19 protein-coding genes and 1 rRNA gene are annotated in these 20977 nt (G+C 51.8%); all 20 read right to left on the minus strand.

Translation table 11 applies throughout. The features are described 5' to 3' along the window. Positions 1-106 precede the first annotated feature (106 nt). The 20 genes from LOS79_RS24710 to hpt all read right to left on the minus strand — a co-directional run bounded on the left by LOS79_RS24710 (position 107) and on the right by hpt (position 20941). A 16S ribosomal RNA gene (locus LOS79_RS24710) occupies positions 107-1654 on the minus strand. 376 nt (positions 1655-2030) lie between these two features. Further along, positions 2031-3545 (minus strand): lysine--tRNA ligase, encoded by a 1515-nt coding sequence (gene lysS / locus LOS79_RS24715; protein WP_315413093.1) that lies wholly within the window; start codon positions 3543-3545, stop codon positions 2031-2033. A gap of 177 nt (positions 3546-3722) precedes the next feature. Further along, positions 3723-4202: a transcription elongation factor GreA gene (greA, locus tag LOS79_RS24720; protein ID WP_315413095.1), complete on the minus strand. Its 480-nt coding sequence runs from the start codon at positions 4200-4202 to the stop codon at positions 3723-3725. A 224-nt stretch (positions 4203-4426) separates the two neighbouring features. Then, positions 4427-5443: a tRNA dihydrouridine synthase DusB gene (gene dusB / locus LOS79_RS24725; protein ID WP_315413097.1), complete on the minus strand. Its 1017-nt coding sequence runs from the start codon at positions 5441-5443 to the stop codon at positions 4427-4429. Positions 5444-5487: 44 nt separating this feature from the next. Then, the gene (locus tag LOS79_RS24730) at positions 5488-5697 is read right to left on the minus strand and encodes a helix-turn-helix domain-containing protein (protein ID WP_315413099.1); all 210 of its coding nucleotides are present in this window, start codon (positions 5695-5697) and stop codon (positions 5488-5490) included. Then, positions 5649-6200, minus strand: coding sequence for a 2-amino-4-hydroxy-6-hydroxymethyldihydropteridine diphosphokinase (folK, locus tag LOS79_RS24735; protein ID WP_315413101.1), 552 nt, complete (start codon positions 6198-6200; stop codon positions 5649-5651). The genes LOS79_RS24730 and folK overlap by 49 nt, the downstream gene beginning before the upstream one ends. A 9-nt stretch (positions 6201-6209) precedes the next feature. Next, on the minus strand, positions 6210-6572 hold the full coding sequence (gene folB, locus LOS79_RS24740; RefSeq protein WP_315413102.1) for a dihydroneopterin aldolase: 363 nt from the start codon (positions 6570-6572) through the stop codon (positions 6210-6212). A 30-nt stretch (positions 6573-6602) separates the two neighbouring features. Beyond that, positions 6603-7460 carry a dihydropteroate synthase gene (gene folP, locus LOS79_RS24745; RefSeq protein WP_315413103.1) on the minus strand — a complete coding sequence of 286 codons (858 nt, stop codon included), beginning with the start codon at positions 7458-7460 and terminating at the stop codon, positions 6603-6605. Beyond that, positions 7457-8338: an aminotransferase class IV gene (locus tag LOS79_RS24750; RefSeq protein ID WP_315413104.1), complete on the minus strand. Its 882-nt coding sequence runs from the start codon at positions 8336-8338 to the stop codon at positions 7457-7459. Before LOS79_RS24750 ends, folP begins: the two co-directional genes overlap by 4 nt. Then, positions 8335-8916, minus strand: a complete 582-nt coding sequence (gene pabA, locus LOS79_RS24755) for an aminodeoxychorismate/anthranilate synthase component II (RefSeq protein ID WP_315413105.1) — start codon at positions 8914-8916, stop codon at positions 8335-8337. The genes LOS79_RS24750 and pabA overlap by 4 nt, the downstream gene beginning before the upstream one ends. Then, on the minus strand, positions 8913-10526 hold the full coding sequence (locus LOS79_RS24760) for an anthranilate synthase component I family protein (protein ID WP_397386687.1): 1614 nt from the start codon (positions 10524-10526) through the stop codon (positions 8913-8915). The genes pabA and LOS79_RS24760 overlap by 4 nt, the downstream gene beginning before the upstream one ends. A gap of 259 nt (positions 10527-10785) precedes the next feature. After that, complete coding sequence (gene cysK / locus LOS79_RS24765; RefSeq protein WP_315413107.1) at positions 10786-11724, minus strand: cysteine synthase A; 939 nt, start codon at positions 11722-11724, stop codon at positions 10786-10788. Between the two features lie 100 nt (positions 11725-11824). Beyond that, the gene (locus tag LOS79_RS24770; protein ID WP_315413108.1) at positions 11825-12769 is read right to left on the minus strand and encodes a peptidylprolyl isomerase; all 945 of its coding nucleotides are present in this window, start codon (positions 12767-12769) and stop codon (positions 11825-11827) included. Positions 12770-12778: 9 nt separating this feature from the next. After that, positions 12779-13663: an Hsp33 family molecular chaperone HslO gene (hslO, locus tag LOS79_RS24775; protein ID WP_315413110.1), complete on the minus strand. Its 885-nt coding sequence runs from the start codon at positions 13661-13663 to the stop codon at positions 12779-12781. 41 nt (positions 13664-13704) lie between these two features. Further along, positions 13705-14472, minus strand: coding sequence for a type III pantothenate kinase (locus LOS79_RS24780; RefSeq protein WP_315413112.1), 768 nt, complete (start codon positions 14470-14472; stop codon positions 13705-13707). Next, the gene (nadC, locus tag LOS79_RS24785; RefSeq protein ID WP_315422438.1) at positions 14472-15344 is read right to left on the minus strand and encodes a carboxylating nicotinate-nucleotide diphosphorylase; all 873 of its coding nucleotides are present in this window, start codon (positions 15342-15344) and stop codon (positions 14472-14474) included. The genes LOS79_RS24780 and nadC overlap by 1 nt, the downstream gene beginning before the upstream one ends. Beyond that, on the minus strand, positions 15334-16950 hold the full coding sequence (nadB, locus tag LOS79_RS24790; protein ID WP_315413113.1) for an L-aspartate oxidase: 1617 nt from the start codon (positions 16948-16950) through the stop codon (positions 15334-15336). Before nadB ends, nadC begins: the two co-directional genes overlap by 11 nt. A gap of 39 nt (positions 16951-16989) precedes the next feature. Continuing rightward, positions 16990-17928, minus strand: a complete 939-nt coding sequence (nadA, locus tag LOS79_RS24795) for a quinolinate synthase NadA (protein ID WP_315422440.1) — start codon at positions 17926-17928, stop codon at positions 16990-16992. Positions 17929-18232: 304 nt separating this feature from the next. After that, positions 18233-20290, minus strand: a complete 2058-nt coding sequence (gene ftsH / locus LOS79_RS24800) for an ATP-dependent zinc metalloprotease FtsH (protein WP_315413114.1) — start codon at positions 20288-20290, stop codon at positions 18233-18235. A gap of 111 nt (positions 20291-20401) precedes the next feature. Continuing rightward, a complete protein-coding gene (hpt, locus tag LOS79_RS24805) occupies positions 20402-20941 on the minus strand; it encodes a hypoxanthine phosphoribosyltransferase (RefSeq protein WP_315413116.1) in 540 nt (179 codons plus the stop codon). Between the last annotated feature and the right edge of the window lie 36 nt (positions 20942-20977).

The raw sequence follows: 20977 nt of genomic DNA on the forward strand, positions 1-20977 counted from the left end.
TTACTTGAGAGCTTAAACTCTCAAAACTGACCAACGAGTGAGTAACTAACCGACCGGTTAGATTTAAGATTTGAATGTCTTCGTTGCAGAAGACGATTCTCCATAGAAAGGAGGTGATCCAGCCGCACCTTCCGATACGGCTACCTTGTTACGACTTCACCCCAATCATCTACCCCACCTTCGGCGGCTGGCTCCCTTGCGGGTTACCCCACCGACTTCGGGTGTTGTAAACTCTCGTGGTGTGACGGGCGGTGTGTACAAGACCCGGGAACGTATTCACCGCGGCATGCTGATCCGCGATTACTAGCAATTCCGACTTCATGCAGGCGAGTTGCAGCCTGCAATCCGAACTGAGACCGGCTTTGCTGGGATTGGCTCCACCTCGCGGCTTCGCTTCCCGTTGTACCGGCCATTGTAGTACGTGTGTAGCCCAGGTCATAAGGGGCATGATGATTTGACGTCATCCCCACCTTCCTCCGGTTTGTCACCGGCAGTCACTCTAGAGTGCCCAGCCTTACCTGCTGGCAACTAAAGTCAAGGGTTGCGCTCGTTGCGGGACTTAACCCAACATCTCACGACACGAGCTGACGACAACCATGCACCACCTGTCTCCAATGCTCCGAAGAGGGGCACTATCTCTAATGCTTTCATTGGGATGTCAAGACCTGGTAAGGTTCTTCGCGTTGCTTCGAATTAAACCACATACTCCACTGCTTGTGCGGGTCCCCGTCAATTCCTTTGAGTTTCAGTCTTGCGACCGTACTCCCCAGGCGGAGTGCTTACTGTGTTAACTTCGGCACCAAGGGTATCGAAACCCCTAACACCTAGCACTCATCGTTTACGGCGTGGACTACCAGGGTATCTAATCCTGTTTGCTCCCCACGCTTTCGCGCCTCAGCGTCAGTTACAGCCCAGAAAGTCGCCTTCGCCACTGGTGTTCCTCCACATATCTACGCATTTCACCGCTACACGTGGAATTCCACTTTCCTCTTCTGTACTCAAGTCACCCAGTTTCCAGTGCGACCCCAGGTTGAGCCCAAGGTTTAAACACCAGACTTAAATGACCGCCTGCGCGCGCTTTACGCCCAATAATTCCGGACAACGCTTGCCCCCTACGTATTACCGCGGCTGCTGGCACGTAGTTAGCCGGGGCTTTCTTCTCAGGTACCGTCACTCCGGTAGCAGTTACTCTACCGGACGTTCTTCCCTGGCAACAGAGCTTTACGATCCGAAAACCTTCATCACTCACGCGGCGTTGCTCCGTCAGGCTTTCGCCCATTGCGGAAGATTCCCTACTGCTGCCTCCCGTAGGAGTCTGGGCCGTGTCTCAGTCCCAGTGTGGCCGTTCACCCTCTCAGGTCGGCTACGCATCGTCGCCTTGGTGAGCCGTTACCTCACCAACTAGCTAATGCGCCGCAGGCCCATCCTCAAGCGGCAGATTGCTCCGCCTTTCATTCTCCTCCCATGAGAAAAAAGAAATTATCCGGTATTAGCTACCGTTTCCGGTAGTTATCCCAGTCTTGAGGGCAGGTTGCCTACGTGTTACTCACCCGTCCGCCGCTAAGCATTCCCCGAAGGAAATACTCCGCTCGACTTGCATGTATTAGGCACGCCGCCAGCGTTCGTCCTGAGCCAGGATCAAACTCTCCAATTTGTATTGAAAAGAGCGATTGCTCATTTTGAAACATCTGACGAGAATTTGTATTCTCTGTTTTTGGAATCACCGAAGTGAATTCCGATACTCACTCGTTGTTCAGTTTTCAAAGATCAAGCTCGTTGTCAGCGACGATTATCTCGTCACCAGCAACTCTTATAATATATCACATCCAGCCGATCAATGCAAGCTCTTTTTTAACTTCTTTTTTCGAGCCAGGCGTTGATGTTTCGCGGCCAGAAATAGAATATACCATGTACAGTTATTAATTGCAAGCACTTTTTTAGAAAACTTAATTACTCACTCTAGAACCAGCAACCAAGGAAACTGCCGGAGCAGCTCCCTTGGATATTATGGTCTGGAACCAAACAATTATTCAGTCTTTATTGCGCATATGAGGGAACAGCAATACGTCACGGATCGACGCTGCATTGGTAAGCAGCATAATCAGACGGTCTACACCGATTCCAAGGCCACCGGTAGGCGGCATGCCGTATTCCAGTGCACGGATGAAATCATCATCCATTTCATGTGCTTCGTCGTTGCCTTGCTCTTTCTCGTGGATCTGTGCTTCGAAACGCTGACGCTGGTCGATTGGATCATTCAGCTCACTGAACGCATTGGCGTGCTCGCGGGCCACAATAAACAGTTCGAACCGGTCGGTGAAACGCGGATCTTCATCATTCTTTTTGGCAAGTGGTGAGATTTCTACCGGATGCCCCATTACAAATGTAGGCTGAATCAAGGTTTCCTCTACAAACTGCTCGAAGAACGCATTAAGGATATGTCCAAAGGTCATATGCTTCTCAACCGGTACACGATGCTCCTTAGCCAGGGCCTGAGCTTCTTCATTTGTCATGTTCACACCGAAGTCCACTCCGGTTACTTCTTTAACTGCATCCACCATTGTCACGCGGCGCCAGCCCGGAGACAGGTCTACCTCCTGGCCCTGATAATTAATCACCTGGTTGCCAAGAACCTCCTCTGCGATATGGGCAATCATGTTCTCTGTCAACTGCATGATATCCTTGTAGTCGGCATAAGCTTCATACAGCTCGATCATTGTGAATTCCGGGTTATGGCGCGTGGAGATACCTTCATTACGGTAAACGCGGCCGATTTCATATACTTTTTCCAAACCGCCTACGATCAGACGTTTCAAATGAAGCTCGATGGCAATACGCATGTAGAGCTGCATGTCCAGCGTGTTATGATGCGTGATGAATGGACGGGCTGCTGCCCCGCCGGCAATGGAATGCAAGGTCGGAGTCTCAACCTCAAGATAACCCAGTGAATCCAGGTAACGGCGCATCGACTGGATAATCCGGGAACGGGCAATAAACGTTTGCTGTACCTCAGGGTTAATGATCAGGTCAACATAACGCTGGCGGTAGCGCAGTTCAACATCCTTCAGCCCATGATATTTCTCCGGCAGCGGAAGCAGCGATTTGGACAGAACCTCAAGGTTGTCCACTTTAATGGAGGTTTCTCCGGTTCTGGTTTTGAACAGGGTACCGCGGATACCGATAATATCTCCAAGATCCAGAATGCCAAAGGCTTCATATTGCTCTGCTGGTACACTATCCTGGCGGACATAGATCTGGATTTTGCCGCTAAGGTCCTGGATATGCGAGAAGCTCGCTTTACCCATTACACGTTTAGCCATAATACGGCCAGCCACACTAACCTTAAGCGAAAGCTCGTCCAGTTCTTCACCCGTGAGTCCGTCATACTTAGCCAAAAGATCTCCGGCAGCCGCTGTACGCTCATATTTCTTGCCGAACGGGTCAATTCCCAGCGCACGAAGCTCGTCCAGCTTGCCCCGGCGGATCTGCAGCAATTCACTAAGCTCGTTCTCTGTGTTCTCCACGGTGTTCATTTCTTCCGTCATGTTCTTCATCCTCTCTCTACTTGCTGTCTACAAAACAAGAAACGGCTCCGCCCCCGCTTGCGGAGGACAGTCCGTTCCAGTACAAAATATAAGCTGTATGTGTTCACCCATATTTTTCGGCTATATAATGCCTTATCTTTGGAAAAAAGCTTCCCTAAGGAAGCTTTCGGATCCATCTTACTTCATGCGGATATCAAGAATTTTATATTGAATGACGCCTGCAGGGACACTTACATCCACAATAGTACCAACAGTTTTACCGATTATGGCTCTGCCTACCGGGCTTTCGTTAGAGATCTTATTGTTCAGCGGATCAGATTCGGCTGTGCCGACAATTGTGTACTCCATTACGTCACCATATTCCAGGTCTTCAACACTGACGGTAACGCCGATGCTTACCACATCAGTAACGATCTCATCACTGTTAATGATCCGGGCATTACGAAGCATCTTCTCCAGGGTGATAATGCGGCCCTCAATGAAAGCCTGCTCGTTCTTAGCATCTTCATATTCCGAGTTCTCACTGATATCCCCGTAGCCGATGGCTACCTTGATACGTTCCGCTACCTCGCGGCGTTTTACGGATTTGAGGGTCTCCAGTTCTTCTTCCAGACGCTTAAGTCCGTCCGGTGTAAGGATGACTTCTTTATCGCTCATCTCAACCGATTCTCCTGTCGTATACATTTATTGAAAACACCATACTATATGCGAATCCGGAAGGTTCAGAACCCTCCTTCTCCATTGCTCCTGCTGTAACGGCGATTTTATACTGTGAAATTATATTGGAACCGCTACAAAATGTCAATGACGCCCCATATAATGTTTGACGTTAATCAATATTGCACACGGGAGCAGGACTGCGGCTCTGGAGAAGGGACAGGTTATACAGCAGAAAGAGCGTTCCCCGCTTCGCTCTGCTCTTCTTCATTCTTAAGCTGTGCGACAAAATCATTCAAGATCCGCACCATTCCGTCACGTTTCGTTTCTTCCATAATAATATCCTTCACACGGGCAGCTGCCTTAAGCCCCTTCAAATACCAGGCCATATGCTTGCGCATTTCGCGGACAGCTACCGCTTCGCCCCTAAGGGCAATCAGACGGTCCATATGAAGAATGGCTACCTTGATCTTCTCCCCGGTGTCCGGCTCCGGCATCAGCTTGCCGGTACTCAGATATTGAACAGTCCGGTAGAGCATCCATGGATTGCCCAGTGCTCCCCGGCCGATCATTACCCCGTCGCAGCCGGTCTGATCGAGCATCGCCCTTGCATCCTCCGGAGTATTTACATCACCGTTCCCGATGACCGGGATTGATACGGCCTGCTTAGCCATCCGGATATAATTCCAGTCGGCACGGCCCGTGTATTGCTGCTCGCGGGTCCGTCCATGTACACTGACCGCCTTGCCTCCGGCACGCTCTACCGCACGCGCATTTTCTTCAACAAAGATATGCTCATTGTCCCAGCCGATCCGCATTTTCACAGTTACCGGTTTATCCACGGCGTCTACTACGGCAGAGACCATTTCGTATATTTTGTCAGGATTCAGCAGCCAGCGTGCTCCGGCATCACATTTCGTCACTTTCGGCACCGGGCAGCCCATATTAATATCGATGATATCGGCATTGGTTTCCTTATCTACAATTATGGCTGCATCAACCAGCGACTCCCGGTCTCCGCCAAAAATCTGCAGACTCAGCGGCTTCTCACGCTCATCCACAAACAGCATCTCGCGGGTACGCGAATTGCCGTGTACAATAGCTTTACCGCTGACCATTTCGGCACAGACCAAACCGGTCCCGAATTCCTTGGCAATCAAACGGAATGCCGGATTACAGACGCCGGCCATCGGGGCGAGCACTACCTGGTTTTTCAGCTCAATATCGCCAATCTTCAGCATATCCATTCACTTCCTTAATCTTTGTTCAGACAATTTCACTGCACTCATGTTGCCGGATTAGCCAGCTCTTCCACCGTAACTCCGAGAACACCTGCAATTTTATTTAAAATTTGATCTTCTAAACGTCGGTTTCCCCGCTCTACTGCACCCAGCACAGCCAGAGATATTCCGACAGAATCCGCCAGTTCCTGCTGAGTATAGCCCTTCAGCTTCCGGAACGCTCTGACCCGCATTCCCATACGTTTGTTGTCCACAAGCGAATTCCTTCCTTTCCGTCTATGTCTTGCAGCGCTGTTGTAATTAATCCGCGGAATCCGGAAGACTCTTCATTACTCGAAACAATATCGCTTAGCGGTAAGAGCACAAATGCCCGTTCCAGCATCCGGGGATGAGGCAGCGTCAGGTCTGGTGTATCCAGGCTGAGCCCTTCCACCCATAGCAGGTCAAGATCAACTGTTCTCGGTCCATTGAGGATATCACGGACACGGCCAAGCTTATTCTCAGTCTCCAGCATAATATGCAGCAAGGCCTCCGGCGTAAGTGTCGTGCGCAGGGCGGCTGCCATGTTCAGAAACTGCGGCTGGTCCAGATAACCGACCGGTTCAGTCTCATATACCTTGGAGGTACGCAGTACTTCAATCTCATCGTGCCGATCCAGCCGGCTCAAGGCCTCTCTCAAGGCGCCCTGACGGTCGCCCAGATTAGCCCCTAAAGCAATATAAGCCTCTGATGACTCAGAGGTGGAATGTTCATTCATGACTCTGTCTCACTTTCTACTCCGGCGCAATTCTACAGTAACTCCCTGGAAATGAACATCAAACGGCGGATGCGGCTTAGTTACTTTGACCGTTACTGCGTTGATAACAGTATAAGTGTCCAGTACAGCCGATGCAATATGTTCAGCCAAAGCTTCAATCAGCTTGAAGGATTTTTTTTCGACAATATTCTTAACCAGGACATGTGCCTCGGCATAATTTACGGTCTGCTCCAGATCATCGGTGAGACCGGCCTTCTGCAAATCAAGCTCCAGCTGCAGATCTACATAATAACGCTGGCCCAGCTTGCGTTCCTCTTCAAATACACCATGATATCCGTAGTATTCCATGCGGTGCAGCGTCATTGTATCCATTAAAGTTCCCGCCTTCTCTTGTAAAATAGTCTAATTATGCAGCACAGGTGAGGCGGCATAGAGCATGGCATCACACATATCCACAGTCCGCTTAATCCGGGCAACATCATGCACCCGCACGATCTGGCAGCCTTGGGCAATGCCGAAAGCTACCGTAGCCGCAGTTCCCTCGACAACATCATCCGCCGGCAAATCGAGAGCGGTCCGGATAAATTTCTTGCGTGAAGTGGCCAGCAGCAGCGGATAACCCAGCTCAGCCAAGCTGTCCAGCCCCATCATCGCCTGCAAATTCTCGTTATAATCCTTGGCAAAACCGATTCCCGGATCAAGAATGATATTCTGTGGTCTGACTCCGGCTGCCAGTGCAAGATTAATACTTTCAGTCAAATCATCTGCCATATCGCTCAGCAGCTCCCGGTATTCGCGGTCATGGCGGTTATGCATCAGTATAACCGGACAATCCGCCTGCGCCGCAACGGCCATCATCTGCGGATCGGCTTTGCCGCCCCAGACATCATTGATGATATGGGCTCCGGCCTGCAGTGCCTGGCGTGCGACCTCTGCCTTATAGGTATCTATGGATAAAATAAGCTGCGGGGCGGCACGGTGAATGCTCTCAATGACCGGCAGCACACGGGCCAGCTCCTCTTCGGCTCCAACCGGCTGGTGACCCGGACGGGTCGACTCTCCGCCTATGTCAATAATATCGGCGCCCTCTGCCGCCATTTGCAGTGCGTGCCGGACCGCACTTTCCGGGTCTGTCCAAAGTCCGCCGTCAGAAAAAGAATCCGGAGTAACATTAAGAATTCCCATTATTAAAGTCCGTCTGCCCAGAACCAGCTCATTAGCTCCCCAGCGGTAGCTTCGTTTATATAATACAGGCTTCATTCCGGCCTTCCCGTCCTTTCTCTATACAACTTCAGAATTGCGGCGGTCCATTGTCCGCAGCGTCCGTTGCCTACTGTTATCTGCCGTTCATCCTTGCAAATCATTGTCACAGGTACGATCTCCTGCACCGAATTGGTAAGGAAGATTTCGTCAGCAGACTCCAGCTGGTCCCAGCGGTAGAAGCCCTGTTCGAATTGAAGGCCCGCCGCTGCTGCCAGCTCCAGCACCATTTCCCGGGTAATTCCCGGCAAGATACCTGTGGCAATATCAGGAGTGCAGAGCCGTTCATTTGTGATGAAAAAAATATTGCTCACGATTCCCTCGGAAATATCGCCTGCTGCCGTCAGCATCAGCCCTTCTGCTCCTCTTGAAGCAGAGGGATACCCGGAGAGTTCCCGCTTGGCTAAAATGTTATTCATATAGTGCAGTGACTTCAGCCGCACGGAGCCTTCCGGCGTATTACGGCGGTGCTTCAGCAGCTGGAGCTCTTTGCCTTCAGTATAGAGGCTGTCCGGCATAACCGGCAGCGCTTTGATATAGAGCAGCTGATTCGGCTGCTTGTAGTCTCCGGATGGAAGTCCCAGAATATCCTCTCCGGCTGTAACTGTATAGCGGACATAGGCATCACTAAGCTCATTTTTGTCCATGACCAGCTTAATCCAATCCCGCAGCCCCTGTACATCCGGCTCAAAGGGAATTCCCAGCTCCCTGCAGCCCTCTGTCAGCCGGTCCAGATGCCGCTGCAGCAGGAATGGCTGGCCCCCATAAGTCCGGAAGGTCTCAAACAGGCCCATTCCGTACAAAAAGCCGTGATCCAGTGCGGAGACCACGGCGTCTTTGGTGTCGACTGCTTTGTTGTTAAGTCCTATATATTTCATGCCGGTTCTCCGGCTCTCCGTTTCAGGAAATTGCGCAGCATCGTATGCCCGTGATCCGTAATGATCGACTCCGGATGGAACTGCACGCCTTCAATCGGGTATTCCTTATGACGCAGCGCCATAATCTCCCCTTCCGCTGTCTCTGCAGTGATCTCCAGGCAATCCGGCAGGCTCTCGCGCTCAACAATCAGCGAATGATACCGGGTTGCAGTAAACGGCGATTCCAGTCCTTCAAAGACGGAGGTGCCGTTATGGTGAATCGGCGAGGTTTTGCCATGCATCAGACGCTCCGCCCGGATGACGTTCCCCCCGAAGGCTTGTCCGATCGCCTGATGTCCCAGGCATACGCCAAAGATCGGAATCACTCCCTTGAAATGCTGCAGCAGCTCAAGGCTGATCCCCGCCTCATTCGGTGTACAAGGTCCCGGAGAGATCAGAATATGATCCGGTGCGAGTGCCTCAATCTCCTGAATGCTGATCTCATCGTTGCGGGCTACCTTAACCTCTTCCCCCAGCTCACCCAGATACTGCACCAGGTTATACGTAAAGGAATCATAATTATCGATGACCAAGATCATGAAAAGCTTCCCCCTTCGGTGCCGCCGCCCGTCTGCAACTCCTGCTCCAGCTCACTGCAGAGAATCGCTTTGACTACCGCTTTGGCTTTATTATGGCATTCCCGGTACTCGCGGTAAGGATCCGAATCAATTACGATCCCTGCGCCTGTCTGAATATAGCCTACTCCGTCCTTCACGGCCAGCGTGCGTATAATTATATTTAATTCCATATTGCCGTTATAGTCAATCCAGCCCATGGATCCGGTATATGGCCCCCGGCGGACCGGCTCCAGCTCTTCGATAATTTCCATCGCGCGCACCTTGGGCGCGCCGGTAATGGTGCCGCCGGGGAACAAGGCGGCAATGACATCGTACGCATCCTTACCAGGCGCGGCGATTCCCTCCACTTGCGAGACGAGATGCATCACATGCGAGTATCGCTCAACGGTCAGCAGCTCCGGCACGCTGACCGTCCCGTACGCGGCGACACGGCCGATGTCGCTGCGCTCCAGATCGACAAGCATAATATGCTCGGCGATCTCCTTCTCGCTCCCGCGCAGCTCCGCCTCCATGGCGGCGTCCTCAGCGGGAGTGTGGCCCCGGCGCCGGGTACCGGCAATGGGGCGGGCGCTGACCTTGTCGCCGTGCAGCTTCACAAGCAGCTCCGGCGAAGCGCTGGAGAGAGCGAAGCCGGGCGTGCGCAGCAGCCCCATGTACGGGGACGGGTTCAGTCTGCGAAGCCATTCGTAGACGGCCTCGGGTGCCGCCTTCAGCTGTGCCTGCTGGCGCAGCGAGAGATTGACCTGGAATACATCGCCGGCACGGATGTATTCCCGGACCTGCTGCACTGCCTGCTGAAACTGCTCCGGCGAGAAGTCCGAAGTCATGCCGGGCCAGCGCCCCGTGATATCAGCCCCGGCTTCAAGCCTGCGGGTGATATCAGTATACCGGTCCGCAGCAGCTGTCCCGGAATCCTGATCCGCAGAGATCAGGCTCCATTGCTCCAGCATCCGTTCTGCACGGTTCGCAGCCTCCAGATAAAGCTTATGCAGCTCTGCTGAATTGCCGGATGCCGATTCCGGCAGAGGAATATGGACTGTGCAATACAGCATCTCCTCAAGATGATCATAGATCCACAGCTCTTCCAGCCTCATGAACAGATAATCCGGAAATTCCGGCTCATTCTTGGCCAGGGAAGGCAATTTCTCCAGCGAGCGGGCTACATCATAGCCAAGAAACCCGATGCAGCCCCCGGTGAACGGCGGCAGACCGGTAACCGGCAGCCGTGGTGAGGTATACTTCTTCATCCACTGCTGCAGCAATGCAAGCGGCGGGCCCTGAAGCCGGCCGGCTTCTTCAGCATGCTCTGCGCCTTGGCCGGACAGGCTCCTGATTTCCGCACCGCCTGCGCGGCCTTCTATAACTGAGACAGGCTGCAGGCCAAGATATGTATACCGTCCGCCCTTGCCGCTCTCCAGCACAACCGAATAGGGTGAAGCCAGCTCCCAGGCTTTCTTCCAGCTGCCGGGCAGCCCCTTTTGTTTCTGTGCAGACCCCAGCACCAGGGGAAGAACCGTCCAAGCCTCATCTGCCCACTGCTGCCATTCCTGCCAAGCTGTTAAGATCTTCACATCCATCCCTCTGCTTCATCATTAGTTTATTGCCTGTCAGTATACTGTACTTAAGGCTGCTTTGAAAAGCCCATAAAAATCCCACTAAGCGGAGCCTGAGCCCAAGGGATGAAATTCTGCCCTGAAATCACGCAGCTGCAGCTTTATTTCTCACTCGTTCCGCCAGGTAGCATGGCCGTCTTAATTAAACAAAAGAGCCTGCCATATCCCTGTGAAAGCAGATAATGCAGGCTCTTTCCGGGTTGCCGGAATTCAGCAATTATACTTCAAAATTGTACAGCGGCGTGCTCAGATAACGTTCGCCGTTACTTGGGATAATGACAACGATCTTCTTGCCTGCGCCTAGTTCCTTCGCAACCTTGAGTGCAGCGAATACAGCAGCGCCGGAAGAAATCCCGGACAGAACGCCTTCTTCCTTGGCTACACGGCGGGCTGTTTCGAAGGCTTCATCATTCTCTACATGAATGATCTCATCATAGATATTCTGATTCAGAATTTCAGGAACAAAGTTAGCACCAATTCCCTGGATCTTGTGAGGACCTGGTTTGCCTCCGGCCAGAATCGGGGATGCCGCCGGTTCTACAGCGTAGATCTTCACATCCGGATACTTGGCCTTCAGCACTTCACCTGCGCCGCTGATTGTTCCGCCTGTACCTACGCCTGCGATGAACGCATCCAGCGGGCCGCCAACGGATTCGATCGCTTCAACGATCTCTGGTCCAGTCGTTTCACGGTGAATTTTCACATTCGCCTTGTTCTTGAACTGCTCGGCAAGGAAGTAATCCGGATTCTCGCTCAGGATCTGCTCAGCCTTCTTAACCGCACCGTTCATTCCTTCCGATCCTGGAGTCAGCACCAGCTCAGCACCGTAAGCACGAAGCAGGTTGCGGCGTTCAAGGCTCATGGTTTCCGGCATAACGATAATCGCCTTGTAACCCTTGGCTGCAGCCACAAGTGCCAGACCAATACCAGTGTTACCGCTGGTTGCTTCTACAATCGTACCACCCGGTTTCAGCAGTCCTTCTTTCTCTGCTTCTTCCACAATGCTGATTGCGATGCGGTCCTTCACGCTGGAGCCGGGATTCTGATATTCCAGCTTCAGATAAATTTCTGCAGAACCTTCCGGAACGATCCGGTTAAGACGGACGAGCGGTGTGCCACCGATCAAATCTGTTACACTGTTGACGACTTTAGCCATGAGCAAAAACCTCCTTGGAATGATAAATGAATTAGGGTGCAAGTTGTGCTGCTTATTATTTCCGACTAAATCAGTAGGTTTTACATTTAATCTCATATTATCAATGTTGCAGACCGTTGTCAACATTTATCGCTGTATCATACTTGGCACGCAAATCCCTTTCCACCTGCTGCAAGGGAGCAGCCTGTTCCAGTGCCAGCTCCCGGCGGATCAGCCCCCGGAGCTCCGTCTGATCCGGTATCTCCGGAGCAATCAGCTTCTCCAGACGGATAACCGCATAACCGTCTTCAACCTGCAGCGGCCCGGCGATATCACCAGCCTCCAGCTCCGCTGCTGTCTTCAGCAGCTCTTCCGGCCAGAAGGGATCATTCTCCTCCACCATTCCAATATTACCGCCATGCTGGCGGCTCTCTTCGTCAGTGGACAAGTCCCTGGCCAGCTCCGCGAAATCTTCTCCCTGTTCGAGACGCTCCATCACCTGATTCCCTTCGCTGTAGGTTGCCAGCTTAATCATAGATAGCTGCATCTGCTTCCCGGGGATAAACCGCTCCGCATTCTGCTCCAGGTACTCATCAATTTCTGCTTCACTAACCGTAATGCCGGAAGTAGCTACCGCCTGAAGTGTCAGACGGTACGCTGTCTCCTCACGCAATTCTTCACGCGACAGACCCAGCTCCGATTGCATCTGATCATAATACTGCTCCTCAGAGCCATACCCTGTTATCCCGCGCTTCAGCTCCTGCTCAACTTCTTCATCCGTCACTGTAATCCCCAGTTCCTCGGCTTCCTTGCCAACAACAATGTGATTAAGCATACTCAGCAGCACTTCATCACCATGCTTCTTCTTAAGCTCCCCGATCCATTCCTGATCCGTGACCGGCTGGCCTCCGGCGGCAGCTATGTCTGATGCTTCCCCTTCAGCGGTCTCACCTTTGAGAATAGCCATAGCACGCAAGCTCCAGAATAATAGCCCTCCAAGCATTAAGGTTGCAGCAGCGAGTAAAATAACGGTGTTGCGCAGTGCGCGTTCCTGTCTCGTCATCATCTCATGGCCCTACGATTTCGCCTGATCCAGGATGACCTGCAGTTCGTCCTTGTTGAATACATAGGCCTCATTACAGTAATGGCAGATTACTTCAGCCTGGTCATCTTCTTCAATCAGCCGTTCAAGCTCATACTGGCCCAGACTGACCAGTGTCTGCTCAATCCGCTCCCGCGAGCATTGACAGACAAATGAGACCTCCAGCCCGTCAAGAATTACAGTATCCGGCAGCAGCATACGGAGCATCTCCTCCGGCTCCAGCCCCTGATCAAGCAGCGACGTTACCGAAGGCATTCCCCCCAGCGCCCGCTCGATCTCAGTAATTTCCTGATCTGTCAGGCCGGGCAGGAGCTGTATAATGAACCCTCCAGCCACCCGCACCGAGTTATCCGTCTCTACCAGAACACCAAGCCCTACTGCAGCAGGAGTCTGTTCCGAGACAGCAAAATAATAAGTGAAATCCTCTCCAAGCTCTCCTGAAACAATTGGCACACTTCCGCGGTACGGCTCCTTCATCCCCAGATCTTTGATAATATCTATGAACCCTTCAGTCCCTACAGCACCTGCAACATCAAGCTTGCCGAGGCTGTTGCTGGGCAGATGAACATGCGGATTATGCACATAGCCGCGAACCTCACCGCGGGCATTGGATTCCGCTGTAATCTGCCCGATCGGGCCATCTCCTTTGACAATAATTGAAAGCTTCTCTTGTCCTTTGAGCATGGCGCCCATGATAGCTGCGGCTGTAACGGTACGGCCAAGGGCAGCTGTTGCTGTCGGATACGTATCATGTCTGCGCCGCAATTCATCGACGAGTTCTGTGGTCCGGACCGCGAACGCTCTGACCTTTCCGTTCAGTGCAGTTCCGCGGACAAGCCTATCCTTCTTAGTTTCCATGGGGTGCATACTCCTCCTATCTATACAATTAGTCTTTAGTATTATTTGTTCCGGTTGTAGATAATGCGCAAGCCTTCCAGCGTCAGCATCGGATTTACTTCATCAATGCAATCCGTCTCTCCGGCAATCAGCGGAGCCAGCCCTCCAGTAGCAATCACCTTGAGGACAGGCACATTCATCTCCTGCTTAATCCGTCTTACAATGCCCTCAACCTGGCCGGCATAGCCAAAGATAATACCGGCCTGCATCGCATGAACGGTATTGCGCCCGATCACCTTTTTGGGCTTCTCAAGCTCAATCCGCGGCAGCTTGGAAGCCCGCTGATATAAAGCCTCAGTTGAAATTCCAAGCCCCGGAACAATGGCCCCGCCGAGATAGTTGGCTCCAGAGTCAATACAGTCAAATGTGGTTGCCGTACCGAAATCCACGACAACAAGCGGGCACTTGTATTGCTCAATCGCGGCTACTGCATTCACGATCCGGTCTGCACCCACTTCACGCGGATTCTCGTAACGCAGATTAAGCCCGGTTTTGATCCCAGGGCCGACGAGCAGCGGTTCCTTACCGATATATTTCACACACATCTCCACAATAACCTGAACCAGCGGCGGAACGACGGAGGAGATAATTACCCCCTCCACATCTTTAAATGATATATTCGCCATATGGAACAAATTATGAATAAGCACCCCATATTCATCGACGGTCGATTGCCGGGCAGTGCTCAGCCGGAAATGATGCAGCAGCTCCTGTCCCCGGTAAACCCCAAGCACAATATTCGTATTGCCGATGTCGACGACAAGAACCATCAGAGGTTCCCCTCCTTCTTGCCGTTCAGATCGAGGCTGATGTCGAGACTCGCGAAGGAATAGGTTAATCTTCCGACAGAGATCACATCGATTCCGGTTTCTGCCATACCGCGGACGGTTTCAAGTGACACATTGCCGGAAGCTTCAATTTTAACATGGCGTGCTTTGGTGCGGATTCTTCTTACCGCTTCGGTCATAAGCTCAGGGGACATATTGTCGAGCATAATAATATCCGCCCCGGCGGCAAGCGCTTCCTCTACCTGCTCCAGGCTTTCCGTCTCCACTTCGATGGTCATGGTATGCGGAATATTGGCCCGGGCACGGCTAACCGCCTGACGGATGCCTCCGGCTCCCTTGATATGATTATCCTTAATCATTACTGCATCATACAGGCCAAAGCGGTGATTCGCTCCGCCGCCTATGCGTACAGCATATTTCTCCAGCATCCGGTGGCCCGGTGTAGTCTTTCGGGTATCGACCAGCCGGACCGGCAGTCCTTCAAGCTTCTGCACAAACGATGCCGTCCGCGAAGCCACTCCCGATAACCGCTGCATTAAATTAAGCGCAAGTCTTTCCCCTGTCAAAATAGCATGGGTGCTGCCTTCGACCTCGGCAATTATTGTCCCTTTGGTCACGGGCTGCCCCTCTTGCACCATAGCTGTAAATATTAGCGCAGGATCTACCACTTCAAATACCAGCTCCGCCACAGGGATGCCGCAGATCACTCCATCCTCTTTGGCATGGATAATTCCTTTGGACTCATGTCCCTGGGGAATAGTGGTGCGGGTCGTAATATCTCCGGATCCGACATCCTCCTGCAGCCAGTCCTTAATCGACTGAAGCAGCTCTTCATTATAGCCATTAAACATCATCACTTAATTCCTCCACTATTCCCAGTTCGCGGATCTGGAGCAGATGCTTCTGCCACCGGGCATCATCACGCAGCGGATAGTCCTCACGGTAATGGGCGCCGCGGCTCTCCTCCCGTGCCAGTGCCGACTCTGTAATCATCAGGCAGCACGTAAGCATATTCGCGAACTCGTATTCTTCACGTTTGGTCAGCTGGGCGTTAAAAATCGGCAGCTGGCGCTTTAATTCATCGAGGCCCTTCGCCAGCATCTCCTGGTTGCGCCGCAGTCCGGCATAACGGACCATTACCTTCTGCAGCTTCAGACGGCGCTCCACAATGGCTTGCGTTGGTGACTCCAGCCGGCCCTGGTTGCAGCCAGCCGTTATGGCGTCACGTTCGAGCCGCGGAAGCTCACGAATCCGTTCAATGATCCGCCGGCCAAACACAATGGCTTCCGACAACGAATTGCTCGCCAGCCGGTTCGCACCCTGCACTCCGGTAGAAGAAACTTCACCGCAGGCAAACAGGCGGGCTATATTACTCTCCCCGTTCAGATCAGTCTTCACGCCTCCCATCATATAATGCGCAGCCGGAGCAACCGGAATCCAGTCACTTGTAATATCCAGCCCATAACTCATACAAGTCTCATAAATGGTGGGGAAGCGGTGTTTAACCATATCCGGAGATTCATGCGTAATATCCAGGTATACAAAAGTGGATTTGGTCAGCTCCATCTCGCTCACAATAGCCCTGGCCACTATATCCCGCGGCGCCAGCTCCATAAGCTCATGGTAACGCTCCATGAACCGGTCACCATTAATATTGCGCAGTACAGCCCCTTCACCGCGTACAGCTTCCGAGATCAGGAACCGCGGAGCGCCGGGGTAACTAAGGGCGGTAGGATGAAACTGAATAAATTCCATATCCCGGATATGGGCTCCTGCGCGGTAGGCAATAGCCACCCCATCTCCGGTGGCTACTTCAGGATTAGTAGTGTACCGGTACAGCTGGCCCGCTCCGCCGGAACAGAGGATCGTAGCATCCGCCTGCAGGAACAGCCTTCCGCCACCCGGCCGCTGAACCAGTGCGCCCAGACATTCCCCGTTTTCCGTAATCAGATCAATAACATAATGGTCATCCCAGATTTCAATATTCTTATGCTCTGCTACCTGCTCAGCCAAGGCCCGGACAATTTCATACCCGGTAGCATCACCGTTGGCATGCAGAATGCGGCGGTGGCTATGCGCCCCCTCCTGGGTCAGTGCAAGCTCCCCGTTCTCCTTGTCGAATATCGTTCCAAGCCGGATCAGCTCACGTACACCTTCCGGACCTTCATGGACCAGCACATCAACCGCAGCCGACGAGTTCAGTCCTGCACCGGCCATCAGTGTATCCTGGCGGTGGTATACCGGAGAGTCTTCATCAGAGAATACAGCAGCAATTCCCCCTTGGGCATACCGGGTATTACTCTCCATTACGGTTTTCTTCGTAATCATAATGACCTTCCGGTCCTCACTTGCTTTAATCGCTGTGAATAGCCCGGCAATGCCTGAACCTATAACAATGCAGTCTGTCTTGACGACAGGGAGCTCCCGAAGATCGAAATCAACCAAATATTGTGGAATCATGACCGCTTTTCACCTGTTTCAACGAAAGAGTAGCGCATGCTACCGGACTTGTAGCATGCGCTCTAGGGAAGTTCTGGCTTTGTCGGCGACAGCAGGCGGTACATAAATCTGCGGTTTCATCGTCTCCAGGCATTTGACCAGCTTTTTTAAATTGTTAACCTTCATGTTGGGACATACCAGGAATTTGGTCGCAAAGTGAAATTCCTTATCCGGGCTGTCCAGCCGCAGCTGATATCCGGTACCGTCCTCGGTTCCTACAATGAACTGCCGGCGGTCCGATTTCCGGCAATAGTCAATAATCGAGGTTGTGCTGCCTACATAGTCGCCCATTGCCACCACTTCAGGACGGCATTCCGGGTGAACAACGAACTCCGCTTCCGGATACTTGGCTCTCATCTCCACTACATCCTTAACGGTGAGCATATCATGGGTGTTGCAGTAACCTTCCCAGATAATCAGCTTCTTGCCTGTCTTATCCTGGACATACTGGCCCAGGTTCTTATCCGGTACCCAGATAATTTCTTCGGCATCAAGAGACTCGATCACTTTAACCGCATTGGCCGAGGTACAGCAAATGTCGGTTTCTGCCTTAATCTCCGCTGACGAATTGATATAGGTTACCACCTTGGCATTCGGATACTGGGCCTTCAGCTTCCGGAGGCCGTCGACATTGACCATATCTGCCATCGGGCAGCCGGCACGTTCATCAGGAATCAGAACCGTTTTATTCGGTGCAAGAATTTTGGCGCTTTCCCCCATAAAGTGGACACCACAGAATACGATTACATCTGCATCTGTCTCCGCAGCCTTTTGAGCCAGTAAAAAGGAATCGCCACGGAAATCCGCTACTTCCTGAATTTCATCACGCTGGTAATAATGAGCCAGAATTATTGCATTCCGTTCTTTCTTAAGCTGTTCGAGGCGCACACGAAGTTCACGATTCTGTTCCTGCTTGCGCTCAAGCGCCAGAGCTTCCACGGTCATTTTCCCCCTTATGTCTTCATGGCAAATAGCCAGTACATTCTATCAAGTATATTACTTAATATTTAATCACTAATGTACACAACGTTCCACCCCCTGTCAATGTAACAAAGACGGGTGAATGTTCCTGTCCGGAAAGCCTGCTGAAATCAAAATAACCCCACAAAGTGGGGATTAGGCTTCGAGGCTGACTCAGGTACTTTGTGGGGGACCCAAAAACATATACATTCATAGCTTGCAAAAAATCCGGAGAACCTCAGGTTCTCCGGATTTCGTTACGAAGCTTCGGGGCCATACTTGCTTAAACCAGGCCTCCGCCGCCTTTATTGCTATCATCCGGTCCATTTCCTTCTTCAGGATCCGGTTTGTTCGGAATATCCTTGGACAGATCGCCAAGGAATGGCGGTTCTTCGTCGGATTTGCCTTGAATGCGAACACGTACATCACCGATAGAATCAATCACTGGTTCGCCCGCTTCATGCGTAACTGCCTCTACTTCTTCCGGTTTGCCGTCTTCTGTCAGGTAGCCTTGCTCAATCAATTCTGTGATCTGATCAAGTTCCAACGTTTCCTTCTCAAGTAAGGTATTCGCAATCAGGTGCATTTCTTTGGAATGCTTGGTCAACAGCTCTCTGCAGCGCTCATAACTGCTGCGGATGAGGTTCTGCATTTCCTGGTCAATCTCGTAAGCAATGGAGTCACTGTAGTTCTGCTCATGTCCGATATCACGGCCAAGGAAGACTTGGCCTTGGGATGTGCCGAACTGCAAAGGCCCAAGCTTATCGCTCATTCCATATTCCATAATCATTGCACGCACAATGCGCGTAGCCTGCTGGAAGTCACTATAAGCGCCTGTGCCGATTTCGCCAATGAAAATTTCTTCGGCAACCCGGCCGCCGAGGAGTCCGGTTACCTTATCCAGGAGCTCCTGCTTGGTAACAATCATCCGGTCTTCCTTAGGAAGCATAATGACATATCCGCCTGCGCGGCCGCGCGGGATAATGGTAACCTTATGCACCACATCGGCATGCTCAAGGAAGTAGCCGGCAATGGTATGGCCTGCTTCGTGATAAGCGACAATCCGCTTCTCGCGGTCACTGATAATGCGGCTGCGCTTCTCTGTACCGACGATTACGCGGTCGATCGCTTCATCCACTTCACGCATTGTAATATCCTTACGGTTACGGCGGGCTGCAAGCAGCGCTGCTTCATTCAGCAGGTTCTCGAGATCCGCTCCGGTGAACCCGGTTGTACGCTTCGCAATTACATCAAGCTTAACATCCTTCGTCAGCGGCTTGTTACGGGAATGAACCTTAAGTACAGCTTCACGGCCTTTGACATCCGGACGGTCAACCGTAATCTGACGGTCGAAACGGCCTGGACGGAGGAGTGCCGGATCCAGTATGTCTGCGCGGTTGGTTGCCGCGACGATAATAATACCTTCGTTGCCGCCAAAGCCGTCCATTTCAACGAGCAATTGGTTAAGGGTTTGTTCACGTTCGTCATGTCCGCCGCCAAGTCCTGCGCCGCGCTGACGTCCCACAGCATCGATTTCGTCGATAAAGATGATACAAGGAGCATTTTTCTTCGCATTCTCAAACAAATCACGTACCCGGGATGCGCCGACACCGACGAACATTTCCACAAAGTCCGAACCGGAGATACTGAAGAATGGGACACCGGCTTCGCCTGCTACCGCACGGGCCAGCAAGGTTTTACCTGTTCCCGGAGGACCTACGAGAAGTACGCCTTTAGGAATACGTGCACCTACAGCGGCAAATTTACGCGGATCCTTAAGGAATTCCACGACCTCTACCAGCTCTTGCTTCTCCTCGTCAGCTCCGGCAACATCTTCGAAGCTGATCTTCTTCTTCTCTTCATTATATAACCGGGCCTTGCTCTTGCCGAAATTCATTACCTTGCCGCCGCCGCCCTGTGCATTGTTAAACAGGAAGAAGAACAGGATGAACATGATAACCAGTGGAATGATGGAAGACAGGAATGTCAGCCAGATGCTGTCGCCTTCCATTTTCTTCTGGCTCAGCTCGACGCCATTAACTTCACTGGCAGCTATAAGTTCATTAAGGGCCTGATCTGTCGGAGGAACAAAAGTAGAGAAATTTTTCGTTTTGGAATCACTACCGGACGGGATTTCTCTATATTCCCCGGTAACCAGGAATGCATTACCCTCAAACTGAACCGTCATGCTCTTCACATTATTGGTCTTGATTTCCTGACGCAACTCATCATATCTAGGGAAATCGGCGGAATCATTTCCATTGCTTACGAACTGGACAATGCCCACCACGACTAAAAATAAAATCAAATAAAAACCAGAATTCCGGATGAACCGATTCATCCCCAACCTCCTCTCACAACGCTCAAGTTATTGTACCATAGCCTGACCGGACTCCTCAAATTGTCAGGAAATCCAGAAAAGTGATCCGTGGATCTAAGGCTGTCGATTAGTTCAATTGGAATAAATCTCAGGCTTCAGTACACCTACGTAAGGGAGGTTCCGATATAATTCTGCATAGTCCAGTCCATAGCCCACCAGGAATGCATCAGGAATTACAAAGCCGGTATATTCAGCTTCAAGATTCACAGCACGGCCTGACGGCTTATCGAACAGGGTAACTACCGAGACGGACTTCGCATTACGGCCCTGCAGCATGTCAATCAGATAGCTAAGGGTAAGACCGCTGTCGATAATGTCCTCTACAATCAGAACATCACGGCCTTCAACCGAGGTATCCAGGTCCTTGATGATTTTGACTACACCGGATGATTTGGTCGTACCGCCGTAGCTGGATACCGCCATAAAGTCCATCTCAACAGGTACTGTAATCACTTTAACCAGATCCGCCATAAAAATAAACGCACCTTTGAGTACACAAATGACTAAAGGTGTGCGGCCTGCATATTCCTTGCTCAGCTGGGCGCCAAGCTCCCTGATTCTTTGTTGGATTTCTTCTTCGCTGATCAAGATTTCTTGAATATCGTTCTGCAACTTGCGAACCTCCTAAGTTATACTATGAAAGACTTA

The organism is Paenibacillus sp. MMS20-IR301 (genome assembly GCF_032302195.1).
Taxonomy (GTDB): Bacteria; Bacillota; Bacilli; order Paenibacillales; family Paenibacillaceae; genus Paenibacillus_AQ.

Bases quoted from the DNA above. Each gene is read 5' to 3' on its own strand.
- lysS (WP_315413093.1), bottom strand. From the start codon at position 3,545: ATGACGGAAGAAATGAACACCGTGGAGAACACAGAGAACGAGCTTAGT.
- greA (WP_315413095.1), bottom strand. From the start codon at position 4,202: ATGAGCGATAAAGAAGTCATCCTTACACCGGACGGACTTAAGCGTCTG.
- dusB (WP_315413097.1), bottom strand. From the start codon at position 5,443: ATGCTGAAGATTGGCGATATTGAGCTGAAAAACCAGGTAGTGCTCGCC.
- folK (WP_315413101.1), bottom strand. From the start codon at position 6,200: ATGAATGAACATTCCACCTCTGAGTCATCAGAGGCTTATATTGCTTTA.
- folB (WP_315413102.1), bottom strand. From the start codon at position 6,572: ATGGATACAATGACGCTGCACCGCATGGAATACTACGGATATCATGGT.
- folP (WP_315413103.1), bottom strand. From the start codon at position 7,460: ATGAAGCCTGTATTATATAAACGAAGCTACCGCTGGGGAGCTAATGAG.
- LOS79_RS24750 (WP_315413104.1), bottom strand. From the start codon at position 8,338: ATGAAATATATAGGACTTAACAACAAAGCAGTCGACACCAAAGACGCC.
- pabA (WP_315413105.1), bottom strand. From the start codon at position 8,916: ATGATCTTGGTCATCGATAATTATGATTCCTTTACGTATAACCTGGTG.
- cysK (WP_315413107.1), bottom strand. From the start codon at position 11,724: ATGGCTAAAGTCGTCAACAGTGTAACAGATTTGATCGGTGGCACACCG.
- LOS79_RS24770 (WP_315413108.1), bottom strand. From the start codon at position 12,769: ATGATGACGAGACAGGAACGCGCACTGCGCAACACCGTTATTTTACTC.
- hslO (WP_315413110.1), bottom strand. From the start codon at position 13,663: ATGGAAACTAAGAAGGATAGGCTTGTCCGCGGAACTGCACTGAACGGA.
- LOS79_RS24780 (WP_315413112.1), bottom strand. From the start codon at position 14,472: ATGGTTCTTGTCGTCGACATCGGCAATACGAATATTGTGCTTGGGGTT.
- nadC (WP_315422438.1), bottom strand. From the start codon at position 15,344: ATGATGTTTAATGGCTATAATGAAGAGCTGCTTCAGTCGATTAAGGAC.
- nadB (WP_315413113.1), bottom strand. From the start codon at position 16,950: ATGATTCCACAATATTTGGTTGATTTCGATCTTCGGGAGCTCCCTGTC.
- ftsH (WP_315413114.1), bottom strand. From the start codon at position 20,290: ATGAATCGGTTCATCCGGAATTCTGGTTTTTATTTGATTTTATTTTTA.